The sequence below is a fragment of the Pseudomonas sp. NFIX49 genome (assembly GCF_900115915.1).
Lineage (GTDB): Bacteria > Pseudomonadota > Gammaproteobacteria > Pseudomonadales > Pseudomonadaceae > Aquipseudomonas > Aquipseudomonas pharyngis.
Map to the genome: position 1 here is coordinate 302,887 of NZ_FOYE01000008.1, position 16,414 is coordinate 319,300.

Genomic DNA, 16,414 nt, shown 5'->3' on the forward strand with positions numbered 1-16,414 from the left:
CACCAGAGGTGCCCTTCTAAGGCGCAGACGGTACTCCCATCCTTCGAGCGTTTCAAGCATGCGCCGATGGTCGCTTGGAGACTTTGTTTGTCAAATCACTCGCAGTTATAAGAACGGCTTCAACCGTAACCCAATCATTGGACGCGCCCACAAAAAAGGCGACCTCACGATCGCCCTTTTGTACTGATCAATCGAGATCAGAAATCGTCTTCAACCTGCCCGTCCTTGACCTTGAACTCGCGGTTCTGCAGGTAGGCGTTGCGGATGAAGGTGTACTTGTCGCCGCTGATCAGCTTCTCGCTGGACAACAGGCTGGCGCGGGTGTCGACGATGTTCAGGCCGAAAATCGAGTTACGCACCGGCACGTCGTTGATGTAGCGATACGGGCCGGTGAAGCTGTCGACGTACTTGGACGGCGCGTCACGCAGGGTGCTCGGGCCCATCAGCGGCAGCATCACGTAAGGACCGCTGCCGACGCCCCAGTAGCCGAGGGTCTGGCCGAAGTCTTCGTCGCTGCGGTTCAGGCCCATTTTGGTGCCGACGTCGAAGAATCCGAGCAGGCCGAACGTGGTGTTGAAGATCAGGCGCGCGGTGTCGACGCCAGCGGCGGCCGGTTTGGCCTGAAGAATGTTGTTCGCCAGGTTGGTGACATCACCGACGTTGCGGAACATGTTGTGGATGCCGTCTTCCAGGAATTGCGGAGTAACAAATTCGTAACCCTGCGCCAGCGGCTTCAGCGCATAGGTATCAACGAAATCGTTGAACTGGAAAATCGGACGGTTGACGCTTTCCCAAGGATCTTCTTCCGTTGCGGCCTGAGCGGCGAACGGCACCAGCATTACGCTGGCACATACACAAAGCTGAGCAAGAGGATGGCTCCAGCGCATAGAAAACTCCTTGGATAGTACGGACGCAGCACCTGGGCCGCGGCGATTAGTGCGTCAGTATAAGACGTAAACGGCGCTTTAGGCAGTTCCCCGGTGAAACCCTCTGTAGGACGCTTCGTCATTCACCTGTCACGTAACTGTCACCGCTGACGCTTAGCCTGATCGCTATTTCAGGGACGTTTTCCATGCCTCAAGCCGAAGCCTTGCCCCTCGCGGCACCGACGCTGACCGCCGTGCTGTTCGGACTCAGCGGTTGTCTGGTGGACTTCGGCGCCCGCGCCCGCCATCAGACCAGCATCGGCCCGGAACACGCCGACGTGACACCCGGCGCCCTCGACAGCCTGCGCAGCCTGCAGCGCCAGCAAATTCCCTGCGCCTGGCTGGATGAGTTGTCCATCGCGAGCACTCAGGTACTGGCATCGGCGCTGCCAGACTGGATCAAACCATCGCAATATTCGGCAACAATCAATCCTTGGCCGGCGCCCAACGCCTGCTGGCAAGCGTTGATGGGATTGAACGTCGATCGCCTCGACGGTTGCGTACTGGTCAGCGGCGAACCGCGCCTGCTGCAATCGGGCCTCAATGCCGGGTTGTGGACCATTGGCCTGGCGTCCTGCGGCTCACTGTGCGGACTGGCGCCGAGCGAATGGCAGGCCCTGAGCCAGAAGGAACGCGAACAACTGCGCGGCAAGGCGACCGTGCAACTGTTCAGCCTCGGCGTGCACTCGGTGATCGATCATCTGGGCGAGCTCGACACTTGCCTCGCGGACATCAACCTGCGTCGCCTCAAAGGCGAAAAGCCCTGACCGGGATCATGCAGGTTGGCCAAGAGTGGATTAGTCTTAAGGAGAGCCATAGACCTTTGGCGCACAGCTGCGGTCTATGCCAGTGCCTCTCGATAAAAGGAAACAACCATGCCCGCTCAAGAACTGCAGAAACAGCTCAATGCCCTGCGCGAGCAACTGGATCAAAATCCTCCGCTGACCGAAGCCGAGCGCGCTGATCTACATGCACTGATGGAACAGATCGAACTGGAACTTGAACTGGAAACCAAAACCAAGGACTCCAACATTGCCGATGGCGTGAACCTGGCCGTTGAGCGTTTTGAAGTTGATCACCCCACCATCGCCGGCACACTGCGCAACATCATGAATTCCCTGGTCAGCATGGGCATCTGAAACCCGCGAATGCAAAAAAGCCCTGCCATCACTGGCAGGGCTTTTTCATGTCCGCGAGGCGGGTTACTGACGAACCAGACGATGGTTCGGCAGTTGCACGCTTTCAGTGCTGCGGTACGGATTGATGTCCAGCCCGCCCCGGCGCACATAACGCGCAAACACCGTGAGTTTTTCCGGTTTCAGCAGGCGCTGCAGGTCAAGGAAGATCCGCTCCACACATTGCTCGTGGAAGTCCGAGTGCTGACGGAAGCTGACGATGTATTCCAGCAGGCTGGCGTGATCCAGCGCCGCGCCACGGTACTCCACCACCACGCTGCCCCAGTCCGGCTGGCTGGTCACCGGGCAGTTGGATTTGAGCAGATGACTGTGCACGCTCTCCTCCACCACCCGCGAATCGTCGCAGCGCAGCAGCTCAGGACGCGGATGTTCATAATTGCTGACGCTGATATCCAGATCGTCGATGCACACGCCCGGCAGCGCGACAACGCCTTCGGCTTCGACGTCATTCAGGCTGCGGACCCGCACGCCCACCGGCTTGCCGGCAGCAGCGGACAAGTCCTTGACCAGCGTCGCTTCGAGGCTCGCCATGTCGGCGAACGGCGTCTGGTTCAGCGAGTTCAGGTACAGCTTGAACGACTTGGATTCGATGATGTTCGGCGAATCCGCCGGAATGCTGAATTCACCGATCGCGACCACCGGTTTACCCGACGGCAGCAGCCACGACAGTTCGAAGCAGTTCCAGAAATCCACGCCTTTATACGGCAGGGTTTCGGCGGTCAGGCCCAGCTCGGCCCATTTCGCGGTGCGCGGGATCGGGAACAACAGGGACGGTGTGTACGTGGCGATGTATTCGCTGGATTTGCCCAGCGGCGAATGTTCGGCTGCGGGATGCATGGCGGAAACCTGACTGAAGAATCAGCGGATTCTACCAGCCTTTGCTCCCGCCATTGAGTGCTTACTGACTGACAGTCAGTTTGCCGACCATTCCGGCCTGGTAATGCCCGGGAATATTGCAGGCAAATTCCAGGTTCACCGCTTTGCTGAAGGTCCAGGTCAACTCGGCGGTTTTACCGGGCTCCACCAGCACACTGTTGGGGTCGTCATGCTTCATGCCATGCCCCATCGAGCCGTGATCCATGCCCGCCATGTCGTGGGACATTTCCTTGATGCCGGTCGGCGTAAGCATGCCGCTTTGCTGCATCTGCAACATTTCCTGCTGATGTTTTGCATGCATCGTTGCGTCGCCAAGGTTGAATTCATGCAGCAACTGGCCTTTATTCACCAGCACAAAACGAACGGTCTCACCAGCCTTGATCTCGATCGCCTTCGGATCGAAGCTCATGTCGCCCATCACCACTTCAATGCTGCGGGTGGCCTTGGCCGCCGGGGCCGGCTGGCCGAAGTCATAGGTGTGCGCCGGCGCTGCCCACAGCGGCGAACTCAGCGCCAGCAGACACGCGGCAAGGGCCAGACGATTGCGCAAAAACATAGTCGTACTCCAACAAATCAAGGTTCAGCCTGTGGGAAACTCTAGCCCGCCTGCGCTGGCAGCGACCTGACAGGCAGATTACAACTTTGTCAGGTTGGCGCTCACCGCGTTTGCCCACGGTATAACGTCCTCGTTCCCGCTACCCGAGCCGCCCATGAAACTGCTGATCGTCGAAGACCAACCCAAAACCGGCCAGTACCTGCGCCAGGGCCTGACCGAGGCCGGTTTCAACACCGAACTGGTGGCCGACGGCACCACCGGCCAGCAATTGGCGTTGAGTGGCGATTATGCGCTGCTGATCCTCGACGTGATGCTGCCCGGACGCAATGGCTGGCAAATCCTGCAAGCGGTGCGCAGCGCCGGTCTGGAAACGCCGATCCTGTTTTTGACCGCCAAGGACACCGTTGAAGACCGGGTGCACGGCCTCGAACTGGGCGCCGACGATTATCTGGTCAAACCGTTCGCCTTCTCCGAATTGCTGGCGCGGGTGCGCAGCCTGTTGCGTCGCGGCAGTTCCACGCCCCAGGAAACCAGTCTGCGCCTGGCCGACCTGAGCCTGGATCTGATTCGCCGCCGGGTCGAGCGCAGCGGTCAACGCATCGACCTTACGGCCAAAGAGTTCGCTCTGCTGGAGATGCTCCTGCGCCGCCAGGGCGAAGTGCTGCCCAAATCGCTGATCGCCTCACAGGTCTGGGACATGAACTTTGACAGCGACACCAATGTGATCGAAGTGGCGATTCGTCGACTGCGCCTGAAGATCGATGACGACTTCCCCCACAAGCTGATTCACACGGTGCGCGGCATGGGTTACGTCCTTGAAGAGCGTGCCGACTGATGCGCCGACTGTCCTTGAGCGGTCGGCTGGCGCTGCTGTTCGCCGGCTGCACCGCCGTGGTTTCGCTGGTCGCCGGGGTCGTTTTCAATCGGGCCAGCGAAGGCCACTTCATCGAGCTCGACCAGCAACTGCTCGAAGGAAAACTGCTCAGCGTACGTCAGACGCTGCTGAGTGGCAGCGACGCCGCGCACATCACCGATGAGTTGAGCCAACAGGGCGATATCACGTTGCGCGTCAGCGGCCCTGAGGGCCAGCGCTGGTTTGGGCGCTCGTTGCACGCCCCGGCAAACCTGCCGCAGCAACCCGGTCTGGCCACCATCAACGACAACGGCACGGACTATCGCCTGCTCAACGCCGCGCTTGAACCGGGAAAACCCGATTCACCGCAGTTGACCTTGCTGCTGGACATCACCCACCACCAGCACTTCCTGCAACGCATGCAGCATCTGATCTGGCTGACCGTCGGCCTCTCGGCGCTGGCCACCGCGCTGCTCGGCGCCTGGGCCGCCCGCAGCGGTCTTCGCCCGTTACGGCGCATGAGTGCCGTGGCCCGTGGGATTTCGGCGCAATCGCTGAATGCCCGATTGCCGGAAGCGCGGATGCCTGCAGAACTCGCGGAATTGGCCCACAGCTTCAACGCCATGCTCGGACGCCTCGACGATTCTTTTCAGCGGCTGTCAGCGTTCTCTGCCGACATCGCCCATGAACTGCGTACGCCACTGTCGAACCTGCTGACCCACACCCAAGTCACCCTGACCCGCCCTCGCCCTCTCGAAGACTATCGTGAAGCGCTGCACAGCAACCTCGAAGAGCTGCAATGGATGGCGCAACTGGTCAACGACATGCTTTATCTGGCCAAGGCTGACCACGGTTTGCTGGTGCCCAAGCGTGAACCGCTGGAGCTGGCGGAAGAAGCCGATGCGTTGCTGGAGTTTTTTGCGCCGCTGGCCGAAGACGCTCAGGTCGGCCTGAGCCGCGACGGTGCGGGGCAGCTTGAGGGGGATCGCGCGATGTTGCGCCGGGCGCTATCGAATCTGCTGGATAACGCGTTGCGCTTTACCCCTGCAAACGGCGAGGTGCGCATTCGGGTCACCGAGCAGGCGAAATCCATGAGGGTGACCGTGGAGAACAGTGGCGAGGGGATTTCTGCGGAGTTGTTGCCGCGTTTGTTTGACCGCTTCTACCGGGCGGATCCGGCGCGCCAGGAAGGCAGCAGCGAGCATGCGGGATTGGGGCTGGCGATTACTCAGTCGATCATCCGGGCCCATGGCGGGCAGATTCATTGCGAATCGGCTCGGGGCTGGACGCGGTTTGTGATTGAGTTGCCTCGAAGCTGATCGTTCCCACGCGGAGCGTGGGAACGCAGCCCGGGGCGCTCTGCGCCCTAAAGAGCCGAACGCGGAGCGTCCGTTGATGCATTCCCACGCGGAGCGTGGGAACGAGCATCAGGATGCTTAGGAATAGCGCAACGCGTGCGCCGGTTCGATCTTCGCCGCTCGCCACGCCGGGTAAACGGTGGCCAGGAAGCTGAGGATGAAGCCCGCCGAACAGATCAGCAGCACGTCGCCGCCCTGCAATTCCGATGGCAGGTTGCTGACGAAATACACGTCCGAACTGAAGATGTGCTGCCCGGTCACCCGCTCGACCCAGCCCACCATCTCACTGACGTTCAGCGCGGCAATAACGCCCAGCACGCCACCAATGATGGTGCCGACGATGCCGATCACCGTGCCCTGCACCATGAAGATCGCCATGATCTGTCGTGGCGTGGCGCCGATGGTGCGCAGGATCGCGATGTCCGCGCCCTTGTCATTCACCACCATGATCAGGGTCGCGATGATGTTGAACGCCGCCACCGCGACGATCATCAGCAGCAACAGGCCGATCATGGTTTTTTCCATCTTCATCGCGCTGAACAGGCTGCCCTGGGTGTGGGTCCAGTCGTCAGCCTTGAAATCGGCGCCGAGGCCGCTGGCAATGTCCGAGGAAACCTTCGGCGCGGCGTACAGATCCTTCACCGCCAGACGCACGCTCTGCACCTGATTCGGCTCCCAGTGCTGCATGGTCGCGGCGTCGGAGACGTGGATCAGGCCCATGGAACCGTCGAGTTCGGCACCGACCTTGAACACGCCGACCACGTTCAAGCGCTGCATGCGCGGAGTGATGCCGCCCGGTGCGGTGCTGACTTCCGGCACGATCAGAGTGATCTTGTCGCCGACGTTGAGGCGAAAACGCCGAGCGGTGATTTCGCCCAGCACTACGCCGAATTCACCCGGTTTCAAGGCATCGAGACGGCCCTGAACAATGTGCTGGGCAACGATCGACACCTTGCCTTCCTGGGCCGGATCGACGCCGCTGATCTGGATCGGCTGCATCATGCCTTTGTAGGACAGCATGCCTTCCATCTCGGTGAACGGCACGGCGGCGGTCACTTGCGGGTTCTTCATCGCGGCGGCGGCCACTGGCTGCCAGTCGTCGATCGGCTTGACGCCGACGATGGTCGCGTGGGGCACCATGCCGAGGATGCGCGAGCTCATTTCGCGCTGGAAGCCGTTCATCACCGACAGCACCACGATCATCGCCAGCACGCCGAGGGCGAGGCCGATCATCGAGGTCATCGAAATGAACGAAACAAAGCGATTGCGGCGCTTGGCGCGGGTATAGCGCGTGCCGATAAAGATCGATAACGGTCTGAACATTCGCTGGGGCACCGTATAAAAATAAAAGACCCGATGCCTTTTCAGGCACCGGGTTTCAAGCCGTCAGATGGGGGTCAGGCAACCTTCCTGCAGTTGCAGGACGCGGTCCATCTGGCGAGCCAGGTTCATGTCGTGAGTCACCACCAGAAACGCCGTGCGCATCGAAGTGCTGAGTTCCAGCATCAGATCCTGAATGCCTTCGGCGGTATGGGAGTCGAGGTTGCCGGTTGGCTCGTCGAGCATCACCAAGCCTGGATTGTTCACCAGCGCACGGGCGATGGCCACGCGCTGGCGTTCGCCACCGGACAGCTCCGCCGGTTTGTGTTCCAGGCGATGACCCAGGCCGACCCGTTCCAGCAACGCCGTGGCACGCTGACGTGCTTCCGGGATCGCGGTCTTGCCGATCAGCAGCGGCATGCAGACGTTTTCCAGCGCGGTGAATTCCGGCAGCAGGTGGTGGAACTGGTACACGAACCCGAGGGCGCGGTTACGCAGCAGGCCACGCTTCTTCTCGCTCAGCGCCGAGAGTTCTTCACCGTCGAGCCAGACACCGCCCTTGGTCGGCGTATCGAGACCGCCCAGCAGGTTGAGCAAGGTACTTTTGCCCGAACCGGACTTGCCGACGATCGCCACCCGCTCACCCGGATGCAATTCCAGTTGCAGGTTGGCCAGCACTTCCACCGACTCCGGGCCTTCCTCGTAGGATTTACCCAGGTTGCGGCAGCTCAAGATTGCTTTTTCACTCATGCCCGACTCACTCATAACGTAGCGCCTCCGCCGGCTGGGTGCGCGCGGCACGCCAGGCTGGATACAGGGTGGCGAGGAAACTCAGGACCAACGCAGCGGCGCAGACCATGACCACGTCCTGGCTCTGCACCTGCGACGGCAGGTAATCGATGAAATACACGTCGGCGTTGAGGAATTTGTGTCCGATCACGCCTTCGAGGGCCGAAATCGCAGCGCTGACGTTTAGCGCGGCGAAGATCCCGACCACGGCGCCGATGGCCGTGCCGACCACGCCGATCACCGTGCCCTGCACCATGAACGTGCGCATGATCGTGCCCGGCGTGGCGCCCAGTGTGCGCAGAATGGCGATATCGCCCTTCTTGTCATTCACCACCATCACCAGCGTGGAAATGATGTTGAACGCGGCCACCGCGACGATCAGCAGCAACAGCAGACCGATCATGGCTTTTTCCATGCGGATCGCCTGATACAGGTTGCCGTGGGTACGGGTCCAGTCGCGGGCGTAGTAACGGTCTTCGCCGAGGCGCTGGGCGATGTTCCACGCCTCACGCGGGGCCTGGAACAGATCGTCGAACTTCAGTCGCAGGCCCTGCACCTGATCAGGCTTCCAGCGGTGCATCTTCGCCAGATCCTGCAGGTTGGTCACGCCCAGATAGCCGTCCAGTTCACCGGCGCCGACATGGAAGATGCCGACCACGGTGAAGCGCTTCATGCGCGGGAACATCCCGGCCGGGGTCACGCTGACCTCCGGTGCGACGAAGGTGATCTTGTCACCGAGGCCCACGCCGAGCTTGGTCGCGGCCTTGTCGCCGATCACGATGCCGAAGCTGCCCGGCGTCAGATCGTCGAGTTTGCCCTGCTTCATGAAGTTGTCGATGATCGAGACGTTGCGCTCCAGCGCCGGGTCGATGGCATTGAGCAACACCTTGGACACCTGGCCGTTGTTGGTCAGCAACCCCTGCATCTGGGTGAACGGCGCAACGGCCGCCACCTGCGGGTTCTGCTTGACCTTAGCGGCCAGGCTCGGCCAGTCATTGATGGCTTCACCGGACTCGATGGTCGCGTGGGGCACCATGCCCAGCACGCGGGTGCGCATCTCATGATCGAAGCCGTTCATCACCGACAACACCACGATCATCACGACCACGCCAAGGGCGAGCCCGATCATCGAAGTCAGGGAAATGAATGACACAAAATGATTGCGACGCTTTGCACGGGTATAACGCGTGCCGATAAATACGAAGAGAGGTCTGAACATGTCGGGGCTTGTTCGGAGGGAAAAGGAACGTCCTTGTGGCGGGGGTCGATAACCAGCTTTACACTCAGACCACCGCCGCTACCATGGGTTCGCCATGTCGACATTAGATGAAGAAGATCGCCGCGAATACTACCGTATCGAGGACACGATCGCACTGGAAATTCGGCCCCTGTCCGCTCCCGAAGCCGCAGGCCAGGAAGTGTTGCAGGATGCTTCTCCACTGTTCAACCTGCTCAGCGAACTGCACCTGAGCGAATTCGAGTCGCAGCACCTGCTGCGCCAGATCAGCGAACGCGACCGCGCCATCGCGGCGTTCCTGAAATCCCAGAACAAACGCATCGACCTGCTCAGTCAGGTGGTCGCCCTGACCGTGCTCGGCCATATCGGCGAGCCGCAACCGGTGATCATCTCCGAGGGCGGCATCGACTTTCAGCACCCGACCCCGATCGCTACCGGCGCCCACCTCTCGGTGAAACTGGTGCTGATGCCCCAGGCCCTCGGCCTGTTGCTGCGCGCCCGCGTGACCCATTGCGACCGCAAGGGCGACGGCTACGACGTCGGTACCGAGTTCGAACACCTGACCGACGCCCAGCGCCAGTTGCTCGCCCGCTATATTTTGCAGAAGCAGGCCCAGGAACGACGTCTGGCCCGCGAACAGAACGAATCAGGCATCTAAATTAAGGAAGAACCGTGACCCTTATCTACGGCCACCGCGGCGCCAAGGGCGAAGCACCGGAAAACACCCTGAGCAGTTTTCAGGAATGTCTCAAGCACGGCGTTCGCCGTTGCGAGCTGGACCTGCACCTGTCCAAGGACGGCGAGCTGATGGTCATCCACGACCCGACCCTCAAGCGCACCACCGACCGGCGCGGCAAGGTGGTCGAGCACACCGCCGCCGAGCTGGTGACCTACGACGCGCGCAAGGGCGGTCCGGGCTGGATCAAGCCATGCCCGATTCCAACGCTGGAAGAACTGTTCGAAAAGTGTGATTTCGAGCACTGGCAGCTGGAAGTCAAAAGCGCTTCTCGCACCCGCGCCGCGACCACCGTGCTGGCGATCCGTGAAATGGCAGTCAGACACGGGCTGCTCGACAAGGTGACAATCACCTCGAGTTCGCGGGAAGTCTTGAAGGCTGCACTGGATCTGGTGCCCGACGTATCGCGCGGCCTGGTGGCCGAATACGCCTGGCTCGACCCGCTGAAGGTCGCACAAAGTTACGGTTGCGAGATTCTGGCGTTGAACTGGACGCTGTGTACGCCGGAACGCCTGCAGAAGGCGCAGCGTCAAGGGCTGCATGTGTCGGTGTGGACCGTCAACGAGCCTGCGCTGATGCGCAGACTCGCTGACTTCGGCGTTGACAGCCTGATTACAGACTTTCCCGGTTTGGCCACTGCCACCCTCGGGAATTGCTGAAATCGGTCTCCCCGGCCGGCTCAGGCCACCGGCCGGAGCCCGTCAAAAAAGCCGGTTGAGGCCGTCGTACGCCGCTACCCGATAGGCTTCGGCCATGGTCGGGTAGTTGAACGTCGTGTTGACGAAGTACTTCAGGGTATTCAGTTCGCCCGGCTGGTTCATGATCGCCTGACCGATGTGCACGATCTCCGACGCCTGATAACCGAAGCAGTGAACGCCCAGCACTTCGAGGGTTTCACGGTGGAACAGGATCTTCAGCATGCCTTGCGGCTCGCCGGCGATCTGTGCACGCGCCATGCTCTTGAAGAACGCCTTGCCCACTTCGTACGGCACCTTGGCCTGGGTCAGTTCCTGCTCGTTCTTTCCGATCGAGCTGATCTCCGGAATGGTGTAGATACCGGTCGGCACGTCATTCACGAAACGCCAGCTGCCATTGTCGACGATGCTGCCAGCGGCCGAGCGGCCCTGGTCGTGGGCGGCACTGGCCAGGCTCGGCCAGCCGATCACGTCACCGGCGCCATAGATGTTCTGCACGCAGGTGCGGTAGTTCTCGTCGACTTCGATCTGGCCACGGCTGTTGACCTTGACCCCGATGTTTTCCAGACCCAACTGGTCGGTGTTGCCGGTACGACCGTTGCACCAGAGCAAGGCGTCGGCCTTGATCTTCTTGCCGGACTTCAGGTGCAGGACCACGCCGTTGTCCACGCCTTCGACGCGGTCATATTCTTCGTTGTGACGCACGGTGATGTTGTTGTTGCTGAAGTGGTAGCTCAACGCCTGGGAGATTTCCGAGTCGAGGAAGCTCAGCAACTGACCGCGGTTGTCCACCAGTTCGACCAGCACGCCCAGACCGCTGAAGATCGAAGCGTATTCGCAACCGATCACGCCGGCGCCGTAAACGATCAGTTTGCGCGGGGTGTGGCCGAGGCTGAGGATGGTGTCGCTATCGTAGATACGCGGGTGGTGGAAATCGATGTCCGCCGGGCGATAAGGACGCGAACCGGTGGCGATGATGATGTGCTTGGCCACCAGTTTCTCGACCACGCCGTTGGCGCAGACCACTTCGATGGTTTGCTCGTCGGCGAAGCTGCCGGTGCCGAAAAACACGTCGACGCGGTTACGGGCGTAGTAGCCGGTACGCGAAGCGACTTGTTTGGAAATGACTTTCTCGGCGCTTTTCAACACATCCGGGAAGGAGAACCAGCGCGGCTCGCCGATCGCACGGAACATCGGATTGGTGTTGAATTGCATGATCTGCCGCACCGAGTGACGCAGGGCCTTGGACGGGATGGTGCCCAGGTGGGTGCAGTTGCCGCCGACCTGACGACGGCTGTCGACCATCGCCACCTTGCGCCCTGCTTTGGCGGCGTTCATTGCCGCGCCTTCTCCCGCCGGGCCGGAACCCAGCACCACCACGTCGTAGTTGTAGACAGCCATGCGTACTCCTCAGAACAGGCCGCGGTGCCAGCAGCACCGGCGGCTAAATCACGCCGAACGACGGCGCGAAGGAACAATTGGGGGCCAGTAGAAAACCCGGACACAGTCTATAGAAGCGTCAACGCCGCGCACATTAACCCTTGGTCGCGTCGTAGGCTACTTTTGCCTGCACTACAACGCCAGCTTTCGTACTGTTCTCAGTCAACTTTTGCGCCATTGAGCCGTTCGAACGCGTGACTGGTGCGTGTGACGAAACCTGTATCGGCACGAATCACAAAGAATGCACCAATGTCGTGTTTTTCGGCATAGTCCCAAGCCCTTTCAGGCCCGAGAATCAGCAACAGCGTCGATAGTCCATCGGCCATCAGCGCTGAAGGATGAATTACCGTGACCGACGCCAAGTCATGTAGGACCGGCGCACCGGTCCGGGCATCGAAGGTGTGGGAATAACGCCGGCCATCCTGTTGAAAATAGTTGCGGTAGTCGCCCGAAGTGGAGAGACCGAAGCCATCGACATTGATGACGCGCTCTGCAACCTGCTGATCGTCGCGCGGCTCTTCCAGTGCGATACGCCATGGCGAACCGTCGGGCTTCCTGCCGGACGCCTTGAGTTCGCCAGTGGCTTCGGCAAGGTAATCATGTATGCCCAGAGCCTGGAGCCGCGCAGCAATGGTGTCGACCGCGTAACCGGCTGCGATGCTGTTGAAATCCACCTCGACCGCCGCGTCCTTGCACAACTGGTCACCGTCGATGCGCAGGTGCTGATGACCGACCCGCTGTCGCACCTCGGCCAGCGCTGCCGTATCCGGGACTTTTTCTTCACGCCCCTGCGGGCCGAACCCCCACAGATTCATCAGCGGTTCGACGGTGAGGTCGTAGGAGCCTTCGCTTTGTCGCGACAGCTGCTCGCCCACGCGGACCAATTCAAGGATCGGCGCGGGCATGACCTGACAGCGATCAGCCGGCAATGCATTGAAGCGCGAGATGTCGGAGTCTGCGCGGTAAGTCGACATCTGCCGGTCGACGCCCGCGAGGATTTTTTCCACTTCGACACGCACCTCCTGCGGGGCAGGCAGATTGGCGTGGCGCACGTACTTGATCGAATAGGTGCTGCCCATCGTCGGGCCACCGAAAGTCTCCAGGGAATCACCGTTGCCGCAGCCGGACAAAAACCCGGTCAGCAGCACGAGAATCGCCCAGCGTCCAGTTAACAATTCTTCATCTCCCCGCAAAACCGCGCCGGCCATTATGGGCTACGAGCGCAACGCTTTCTTACAAGATTTAGAGCGAGTACCTACCCATGTCTTCCACGACCGGCAAAGGCAAGGCGATTTTTCGCGTTGTCAGCGGCAACTTTCTCGAGATGTTCGACTTTATGGTCTACGGCTTCTATGCCACGGCCATTGCCAAGACCTTCTTTCCCACCGACAGCGCCTTCGCGTCCCTGATGCTTTCCTTGGCCACGTTTGGCGCCGGCTTCCTGATGCGCCCGCTAGGGGCGATTTTTCTCGGCGCCTACATCGACCGACATGGCCGGCGCCAGGGCCTGATCATCACGCTGGCTATGATGGCGGCCGGCACCGTGCTGATTGCCTGCGTGCCGGGCTACGCCACCCTTGGGGTTGCCGCGCCGCTGATCGTGCTGTTCGGCCGTTTGCTGCAAGGCTTCTCGGCTGGCGTCGAATTAGGCGGTGTGTCGGTGTACCTGGCGGAAATCGCCACACCGGGCCGCAAGGGCTTTTTCGTCAGTTGGCAGTCCGCCAGCCAGCAAGCGGCGGTGGTATTCGCCGGCCTGCTCGGTGTCGGTCTCAACCATTGGCTGAGCCCGGAACAGATGGGCGACTGGGGCTGGCGCGTGCCGTTCCTGATCGGCTGCATGATCGTCCCGGTGATTTTTGTCATCCGCCGCTCGCTGGAGGAAACCCCGGAGTTCCAGGCGCGCAAACATCGCCCTACCCTGCAGGAAATCATCCGTTCGATCGGTCAGAACTTTGGCATCGTCATCGCTGGCATGGCGCTGGTGGTCATGACAACGGTGTCGTTCTACCTGATCACGGCCTACACACCGACCTTCGGCAAGGCGGAATTGCACCTGTCGGACTTCGATGCGTTGCTGGTGACCGTGTGTATCGGCCTGTCGAACTTCTTCTGGTTGCCGGTGATGGGCGCGGTGTCTGACAAGGTTGGACGTAAACCCCTACTGCTGGCGGCGACGATTCTGGCGATCCTGACCGCTTACCCGGCACTGTCCTGGCTGGTGGCGAACCCGAGCTTCAGCCATTTGTTGATCGTCGAATTGTGGCTGTCGTTCCTGTACGGCTCGTACAACGGGGCAATGGTGGTGGCACTCACCGAAATCATGCCGGTAGAAGTTCGTACGACTGGCTTCTCGCTGGCCTACAGCCTGGCGACCGCCACCTTTGGTGGCTTTACCCCGGCGGCCTGCACTTATCTGATTCATGTGCTGGACAACAAGGCGGCGCCGGGGATCTGGCTCAGTGGCGCAGCCGTATTGGGCCTGATCGCCACGCTGGTGCTGTTCCGTGGCAACAGGCACGAACTGCGCACGGCCCAAGCCGCCATCCCCCGCTAAGGCAAATCGCGCGCAAACAAAAACGCCCCGACCAGAGCCGGGGCGTTTTCAATTGCAGCTAAGGCTTAGCGCGGGAACGCTGGCGGGTTTACACCGGCCATGTCTTCCATCACGCGAACCACCTGGCAGCTGTAGCCGAACTCGTTGTCGTACCAGACGTACAGAACAACGCGGTTGTCCTGAACGATGGTCGCTTCAGCATCGACCACACCGGCGTGACGCGAGCCCACGAAGTCGGTCGAAACCACTTCCTGCGAGTTGACGAAGTCGATTTGCTTGTGCAGATCGGAGTGCAGCGCCATGTAGCGCAGGTACTCGTTCATCTCTTCACGGGAGGCGGCTTTCTCAAGGTTCAGGTTGAGAATGGCCATGGACACGTTCGGCGTCGGAACGCGGATCGCGTTACCGGTCAGCTTGCCGGCCAGCTCAGGCAGGGCCTTGGCAGCAGCGGTGGCAGCACCGGTCTCGGTGATGACCATGTTCAGCGCGGCGCTACGGCCACGGCGATCGCCCTTGTGGAAGTTGTCGATCAGGTTCTGGTCGTTGGTGTACGAGTGAACGGTTTCAACGTGACCGTTGATGATGCCGAACTTGTCATTCACGGCTTTCAGCACCGGCACGATGGCGTTGGTGGTGCAGGAAGCGGCAGACACGATCTTGTCGTCAGCCGTGATTTCGTTGTGGTTGATACCGTGAACGATGTTCTTCAGCTTGCCCTTGCCAGGCGCGGTCAGAACAACGCGGTCGATACCCGGGCACGCCAGGTGCTGACCCAGACCATCGGCATCACGCCATACGCCGGTGTTGTCCACCAGCAGCGCATCTTTGATGCCGTACTGGGTGTAATCCACTTCGGTAGGGTTCTTCGCGTAGATAACCTGGATCAGGTTGCCGTTGGCGGTGATGGTGTTGTTTTCTTCGTCGATGGTGATGGTGCCGTTGAACGAACCATGTACCGAATCGCGACGCAGCAGGCTGGCGCGTTTGGTCAGGTCGTTTTCGGCGCCCTTGCGCACCACGATGGCACGCAGACGCAGGCCGTCGCCGCCACCGGTTTTCTCGATCAGGATGCGCGCCAGCAGACGGCCGATACGACCGAAGCCGTAGAGCACAACGTCGGTGCCTTTGCGGGCCGAAGCGTTTTGCTGGCCAACCACGTCAGCCATTTCTTCACGCACGAACTGCTCGGCGGTGCGGCCGTTGCCTTCGTTGCGGAATTTGTACGCCAGCTTGCCCAGATCTACCGAGGCCGCGCCGAGCTTGAGCTCGCTCATGGCCTTGAGCAGTGGGAATGTTTCGTGGACGGAGAGTTCGCTGTCGTCGGCAGAACGGTGGCGAGCAAAGCGGTGAGCTTTGAGAATCGCGATGACAGACTGGTTGATCAGGCTGCGGCCATAGATCGAGCTCACCACGTTGTTGTTGCGGTAGAGCTGACCGATAAGCGGAATCATCGCTTCTGCGAGTGCTTCACGGTCGATCCATTCACCAAGACACTGGTCGGGCTTCTGAGTCACGGTAACCTTCCACATGTAGGGGCAGAAAAAAGGGGCTACATTATGCCGCCGAGAACCTCTTGTAGCAATGCGCGCCTGTCGCGCAATCGGTAACAAAAAACCGTTAAAAAAAATAACGCCCTCCGCCAGCCCAGTAAATACGGGGCTTCCAGCGCAGTCAGTTTTTCGACGACTGTTAGACGATGTCTGTAACCCTCCGTAACACCACCGACTTTTGGCACTACATAACCGTAAAAAAAGCGCTGGTTTTTATGGTTACCACTACATTTTTCCCAAACGGTGCAGATAGACGCATCCTGCAACTGACAGGCGGCACCGGACGCCGCTACAATTACCGACTTTGTCGCAACGACTGGAGCTCAAC

General features: G+C 60.5%; 16 protein-coding genes. 7 read left to right on the forward strand and 9 right to left on the reverse strand.

The genetic code is table 11. The features are described from left to right. Window positions 1-197 precede the first annotated feature (197 nt). Window positions 198-887: an MlaA family lipoprotein gene (locus tag BMZ46_RS23475; RefSeq protein ID WP_011335174.1), complete on the reverse strand. Its 690-nt coding sequence runs from the start codon at window positions 885-887 to the stop codon at window positions 198-200. 185 nt (window positions 888-1,072) lie between these two features. Here BMZ46_RS23475 and BMZ46_RS23480 point away from each other — a divergent pair, with 185 nt between their 5' ends. Then, window positions 1,073-1,693, forward strand: coding sequence for an HAD superfamily inactivated hydrolase PcrP (locus tag BMZ46_RS23480; protein WP_074689233.1), 621 nt, complete (start codon window positions 1,073-1,075; stop codon window positions 1,691-1,693). Window positions 1,694-1,801: 108 nt separating this feature from the next. Then, the gene (locus tag BMZ46_RS23485) at window positions 1,802-2,065 is read left to right on the forward strand and encodes a DUF4404 family protein (protein ID WP_039772780.1); all 264 of its coding nucleotides are present in this window, start codon (window positions 1,802-1,804) and stop codon (window positions 2,063-2,065) included. A 63-nt stretch (window positions 2,066-2,128) separates the two neighbouring features. Here the strand turns inward: BMZ46_RS23485 and queF are convergent, their stop codons facing one another. Both queF and BMZ46_RS23495 read right to left on the reverse strand, forming a co-directional pair. Next, window positions 2,129-2,959, reverse strand: coding sequence for an NADPH-dependent 7-cyano-7-deazaguanine reductase QueF (gene queF / locus BMZ46_RS23490; RefSeq protein ID WP_039772781.1), 831 nt, complete (start codon window positions 2,957-2,959; stop codon window positions 2,129-2,131). Between the two features lie 61 nt (window positions 2,960-3,020). Beyond that, on the reverse strand, window positions 3,021-3,554 hold the full coding sequence (locus BMZ46_RS23495) for a copper-resistant cuproprotein CopI (RefSeq protein WP_074689235.1): 534 nt from the start codon (window positions 3,552-3,554) through the stop codon (window positions 3,021-3,023). Window positions 3,555-3,708: 154 nt separating this feature from the next. Here BMZ46_RS23495 and BMZ46_RS23500 point away from each other — a divergent pair, with 154 nt between their 5' ends. Both BMZ46_RS23500 and BMZ46_RS23505 read left to right on the forward strand, forming a co-directional pair. Beyond that, entirely contained in the window at window positions 3,709-4,389 is a 681-nt protein-coding gene (locus tag BMZ46_RS23500) for a heavy metal response regulator transcription factor (RefSeq protein WP_007951608.1), read from the forward strand. Beyond that, window positions 4,389-5,726, forward strand: coding sequence for a heavy metal sensor histidine kinase (locus tag BMZ46_RS23505; RefSeq protein ID WP_039772784.1), 1,338 nt, complete (start codon window positions 4,389-4,391; stop codon window positions 5,724-5,726). The genes BMZ46_RS23500 and BMZ46_RS23505 overlap by 1 nt, the downstream gene beginning before the upstream one ends. 117 nt (window positions 5,727-5,843) lie before the next feature. On the opposite strand, the gene BMZ46_RS23510 is transcribed toward BMZ46_RS23505, so the two are convergent. The 3 genes from BMZ46_RS23510 to BMZ46_RS23520 form a co-directional block, all read right to left on the reverse strand. Further along, window positions 5,844-7,088 (reverse strand): lipoprotein-releasing ABC transporter permease subunit, encoded by a 1,245-nt coding sequence (locus BMZ46_RS23510; protein WP_074689237.1) that lies wholly within the window; start codon window positions 7,086-7,088, stop codon window positions 5,844-5,846. A 63-nt stretch (window positions 7,089-7,151) separates the two neighbouring features. Continuing rightward, window positions 7,152-7,835 (reverse strand): lipoprotein-releasing ABC transporter ATP-binding protein LolD, encoded by a 684-nt coding sequence (gene lolD, locus BMZ46_RS23515; protein WP_162831788.1) that lies wholly within the window; start codon window positions 7,833-7,835, stop codon window positions 7,152-7,154. A 7-nt stretch (window positions 7,836-7,842) separates the two neighbouring features. Then, window positions 7,843-9,093: a lipoprotein-releasing ABC transporter permease subunit gene (locus BMZ46_RS23520; RefSeq protein ID WP_039772786.1), complete on the reverse strand. Its 1,251-nt coding sequence runs from the start codon at window positions 9,091-9,093 to the stop codon at window positions 7,843-7,845. 94 nt (window positions 9,094-9,187) lie between these two features. On the opposite strand from BMZ46_RS23520, the gene BMZ46_RS23525 reads away from it, so the two are divergent. Next, window positions 9,188-9,769: a PilZ domain-containing protein gene (locus BMZ46_RS23525; RefSeq protein ID WP_039772787.1), complete on the forward strand. Its 582-nt coding sequence runs from the start codon at window positions 9,188-9,190 to the stop codon at window positions 9,767-9,769. 14 nt (window positions 9,770-9,783) lie between these two features. Next, window positions 9,784-10,506 carry a glycerophosphodiester phosphodiesterase gene (locus BMZ46_RS23530; RefSeq protein ID WP_039772788.1) on the forward strand — a complete coding sequence of 241 codons (723 nt, stop codon included), beginning with the start codon at window positions 9,784-9,786 and terminating at the stop codon, window positions 10,504-10,506. 42 nt (window positions 10,507-10,548) lie between these two features. On the opposite strand, the gene sthA is transcribed toward BMZ46_RS23530, so the two are convergent. Both sthA and BMZ46_RS23540 read right to left on the reverse strand, forming a co-directional pair. Continuing rightward, window positions 10,549-11,943 (reverse strand): Si-specific NAD(P)(+) transhydrogenase, encoded by a 1,395-nt coding sequence (gene sthA / locus BMZ46_RS23535; protein ID WP_039772789.1) that lies wholly within the window; start codon window positions 11,941-11,943, stop codon window positions 10,549-10,551. A 197-nt stretch (window positions 11,944-12,140) separates the two neighbouring features. Then, the gene (locus tag BMZ46_RS23540) at window positions 12,141-13,190 is read right to left on the reverse strand and encodes an FAD:protein FMN transferase (protein WP_074689239.1); all 1,050 of its coding nucleotides are present in this window, start codon (window positions 13,188-13,190) and stop codon (window positions 12,141-12,143) included. A 53-nt stretch (window positions 13,191-13,243) separates the two neighbouring features. On the opposite strand from BMZ46_RS23540, the gene BMZ46_RS23545 reads away from it, so the two are divergent. Next, the gene (locus tag BMZ46_RS23545; protein ID WP_039772790.1) at window positions 13,244-14,536 is read left to right on the forward strand and encodes an MFS transporter; all 1,293 of its coding nucleotides are present in this window, start codon (window positions 13,244-13,246) and stop codon (window positions 14,534-14,536) included. Window positions 14,537-14,601: 65 nt separating this feature from the next. Here the strand turns inward: BMZ46_RS23545 and BMZ46_RS23550 are convergent, their stop codons facing one another. Further along, window positions 14,602-16,065 carry a glyceraldehyde-3-phosphate dehydrogenase gene (locus BMZ46_RS23550; RefSeq protein WP_039772791.1) on the reverse strand — a complete coding sequence of 488 codons (1,464 nt, stop codon included), beginning with the start codon at window positions 16,063-16,065 and terminating at the stop codon, window positions 14,602-14,604. Window positions 16,066-16,414 lie beyond the last annotated feature (349 nt).

Excerpts from the sequence above, each read along its gene's own strand:
- BMZ46_RS23540 (WP_074689239.1), bottom strand. The coding sequence starts at position 13,190 with ATGGCCGGCGCGGTTTTGCGGGGAGATGAAGAATTGTTAACTGGACGC.
- lolD (WP_162831788.1), bottom strand. The coding sequence starts at position 7,835 with ATGAGTGAAAAAGCAATCTTGAGCTGCCGCAACCTGGGTAAATCCTAC.
- BMZ46_RS23495 (WP_074689235.1), bottom strand. The coding sequence starts at position 3,554 with ATGTTTTTGCGCAATCGTCTGGCCCTTGCCGCGTGTCTGCTGGCGCTG.
- BMZ46_RS23485 (WP_039772780.1), top strand. The coding sequence starts at position 1,802 with ATGCCCGCTCAAGAACTGCAGAAACAGCTCAATGCCCTGCGCGAGCAA.
- BMZ46_RS23510 (WP_074689237.1), bottom strand. The coding sequence starts at position 7,088 with ATGTTCAGACCGTTATCGATCTTTATCGGCACGCGCTATACCCGCGCC.
- sthA (WP_039772789.1), bottom strand. The coding sequence starts at position 11,943 with ATGGCTGTCTACAACTACGACGTGGTGGTGCTGGGTTCCGGCCCGGCG.
- BMZ46_RS23520 (WP_039772786.1), bottom strand. The coding sequence starts at position 9,093 with ATGTTCAGACCTCTCTTCGTATTTATCGGCACGCGTTATACCCGTGCA.
- BMZ46_RS23500 (WP_007951608.1), top strand. The coding sequence starts at position 3,709 with ATGAAACTGCTGATCGTCGAAGACCAACCCAAAACCGGCCAGTACCTG.
- BMZ46_RS23475 (WP_011335174.1), bottom strand. The coding sequence starts at position 887 with ATGCGCTGGAGCCATCCTCTTGCTCAGCTTTGTGTATGTGCCAGCGTA.
- BMZ46_RS23525 (WP_039772787.1), top strand. The coding sequence starts at position 9,188 with ATGTCGACATTAGATGAAGAAGATCGCCGCGAATACTACCGTATCGAG.
- BMZ46_RS23550 (WP_039772791.1), bottom strand. The coding sequence starts at position 16,065 with ATGTGGAAGGTTACCGTGACTCAGAAGCCCGACCAGTGTCTTGGTGAA.
- BMZ46_RS23545 (WP_039772790.1), top strand. The coding sequence starts at position 13,244 with ATGTCTTCCACGACCGGCAAAGGCAAGGCGATTTTTCGCGTTGTCAGC.
- queF (WP_039772781.1), bottom strand. The coding sequence starts at position 2,959 with ATGCATCCCGCAGCCGAACATTCGCCGCTGGGCAAATCCAGCGAATAC.
- BMZ46_RS23505 (WP_039772784.1), top strand. The coding sequence starts at position 4,389 with ATGCGCCGACTGTCCTTGAGCGGTCGGCTGGCGCTGCTGTTCGCCGGC.
- BMZ46_RS23480 (WP_074689233.1), top strand. The coding sequence starts at position 1,073 with ATGCCTCAAGCCGAAGCCTTGCCCCTCGCGGCACCGACGCTGACCGCC.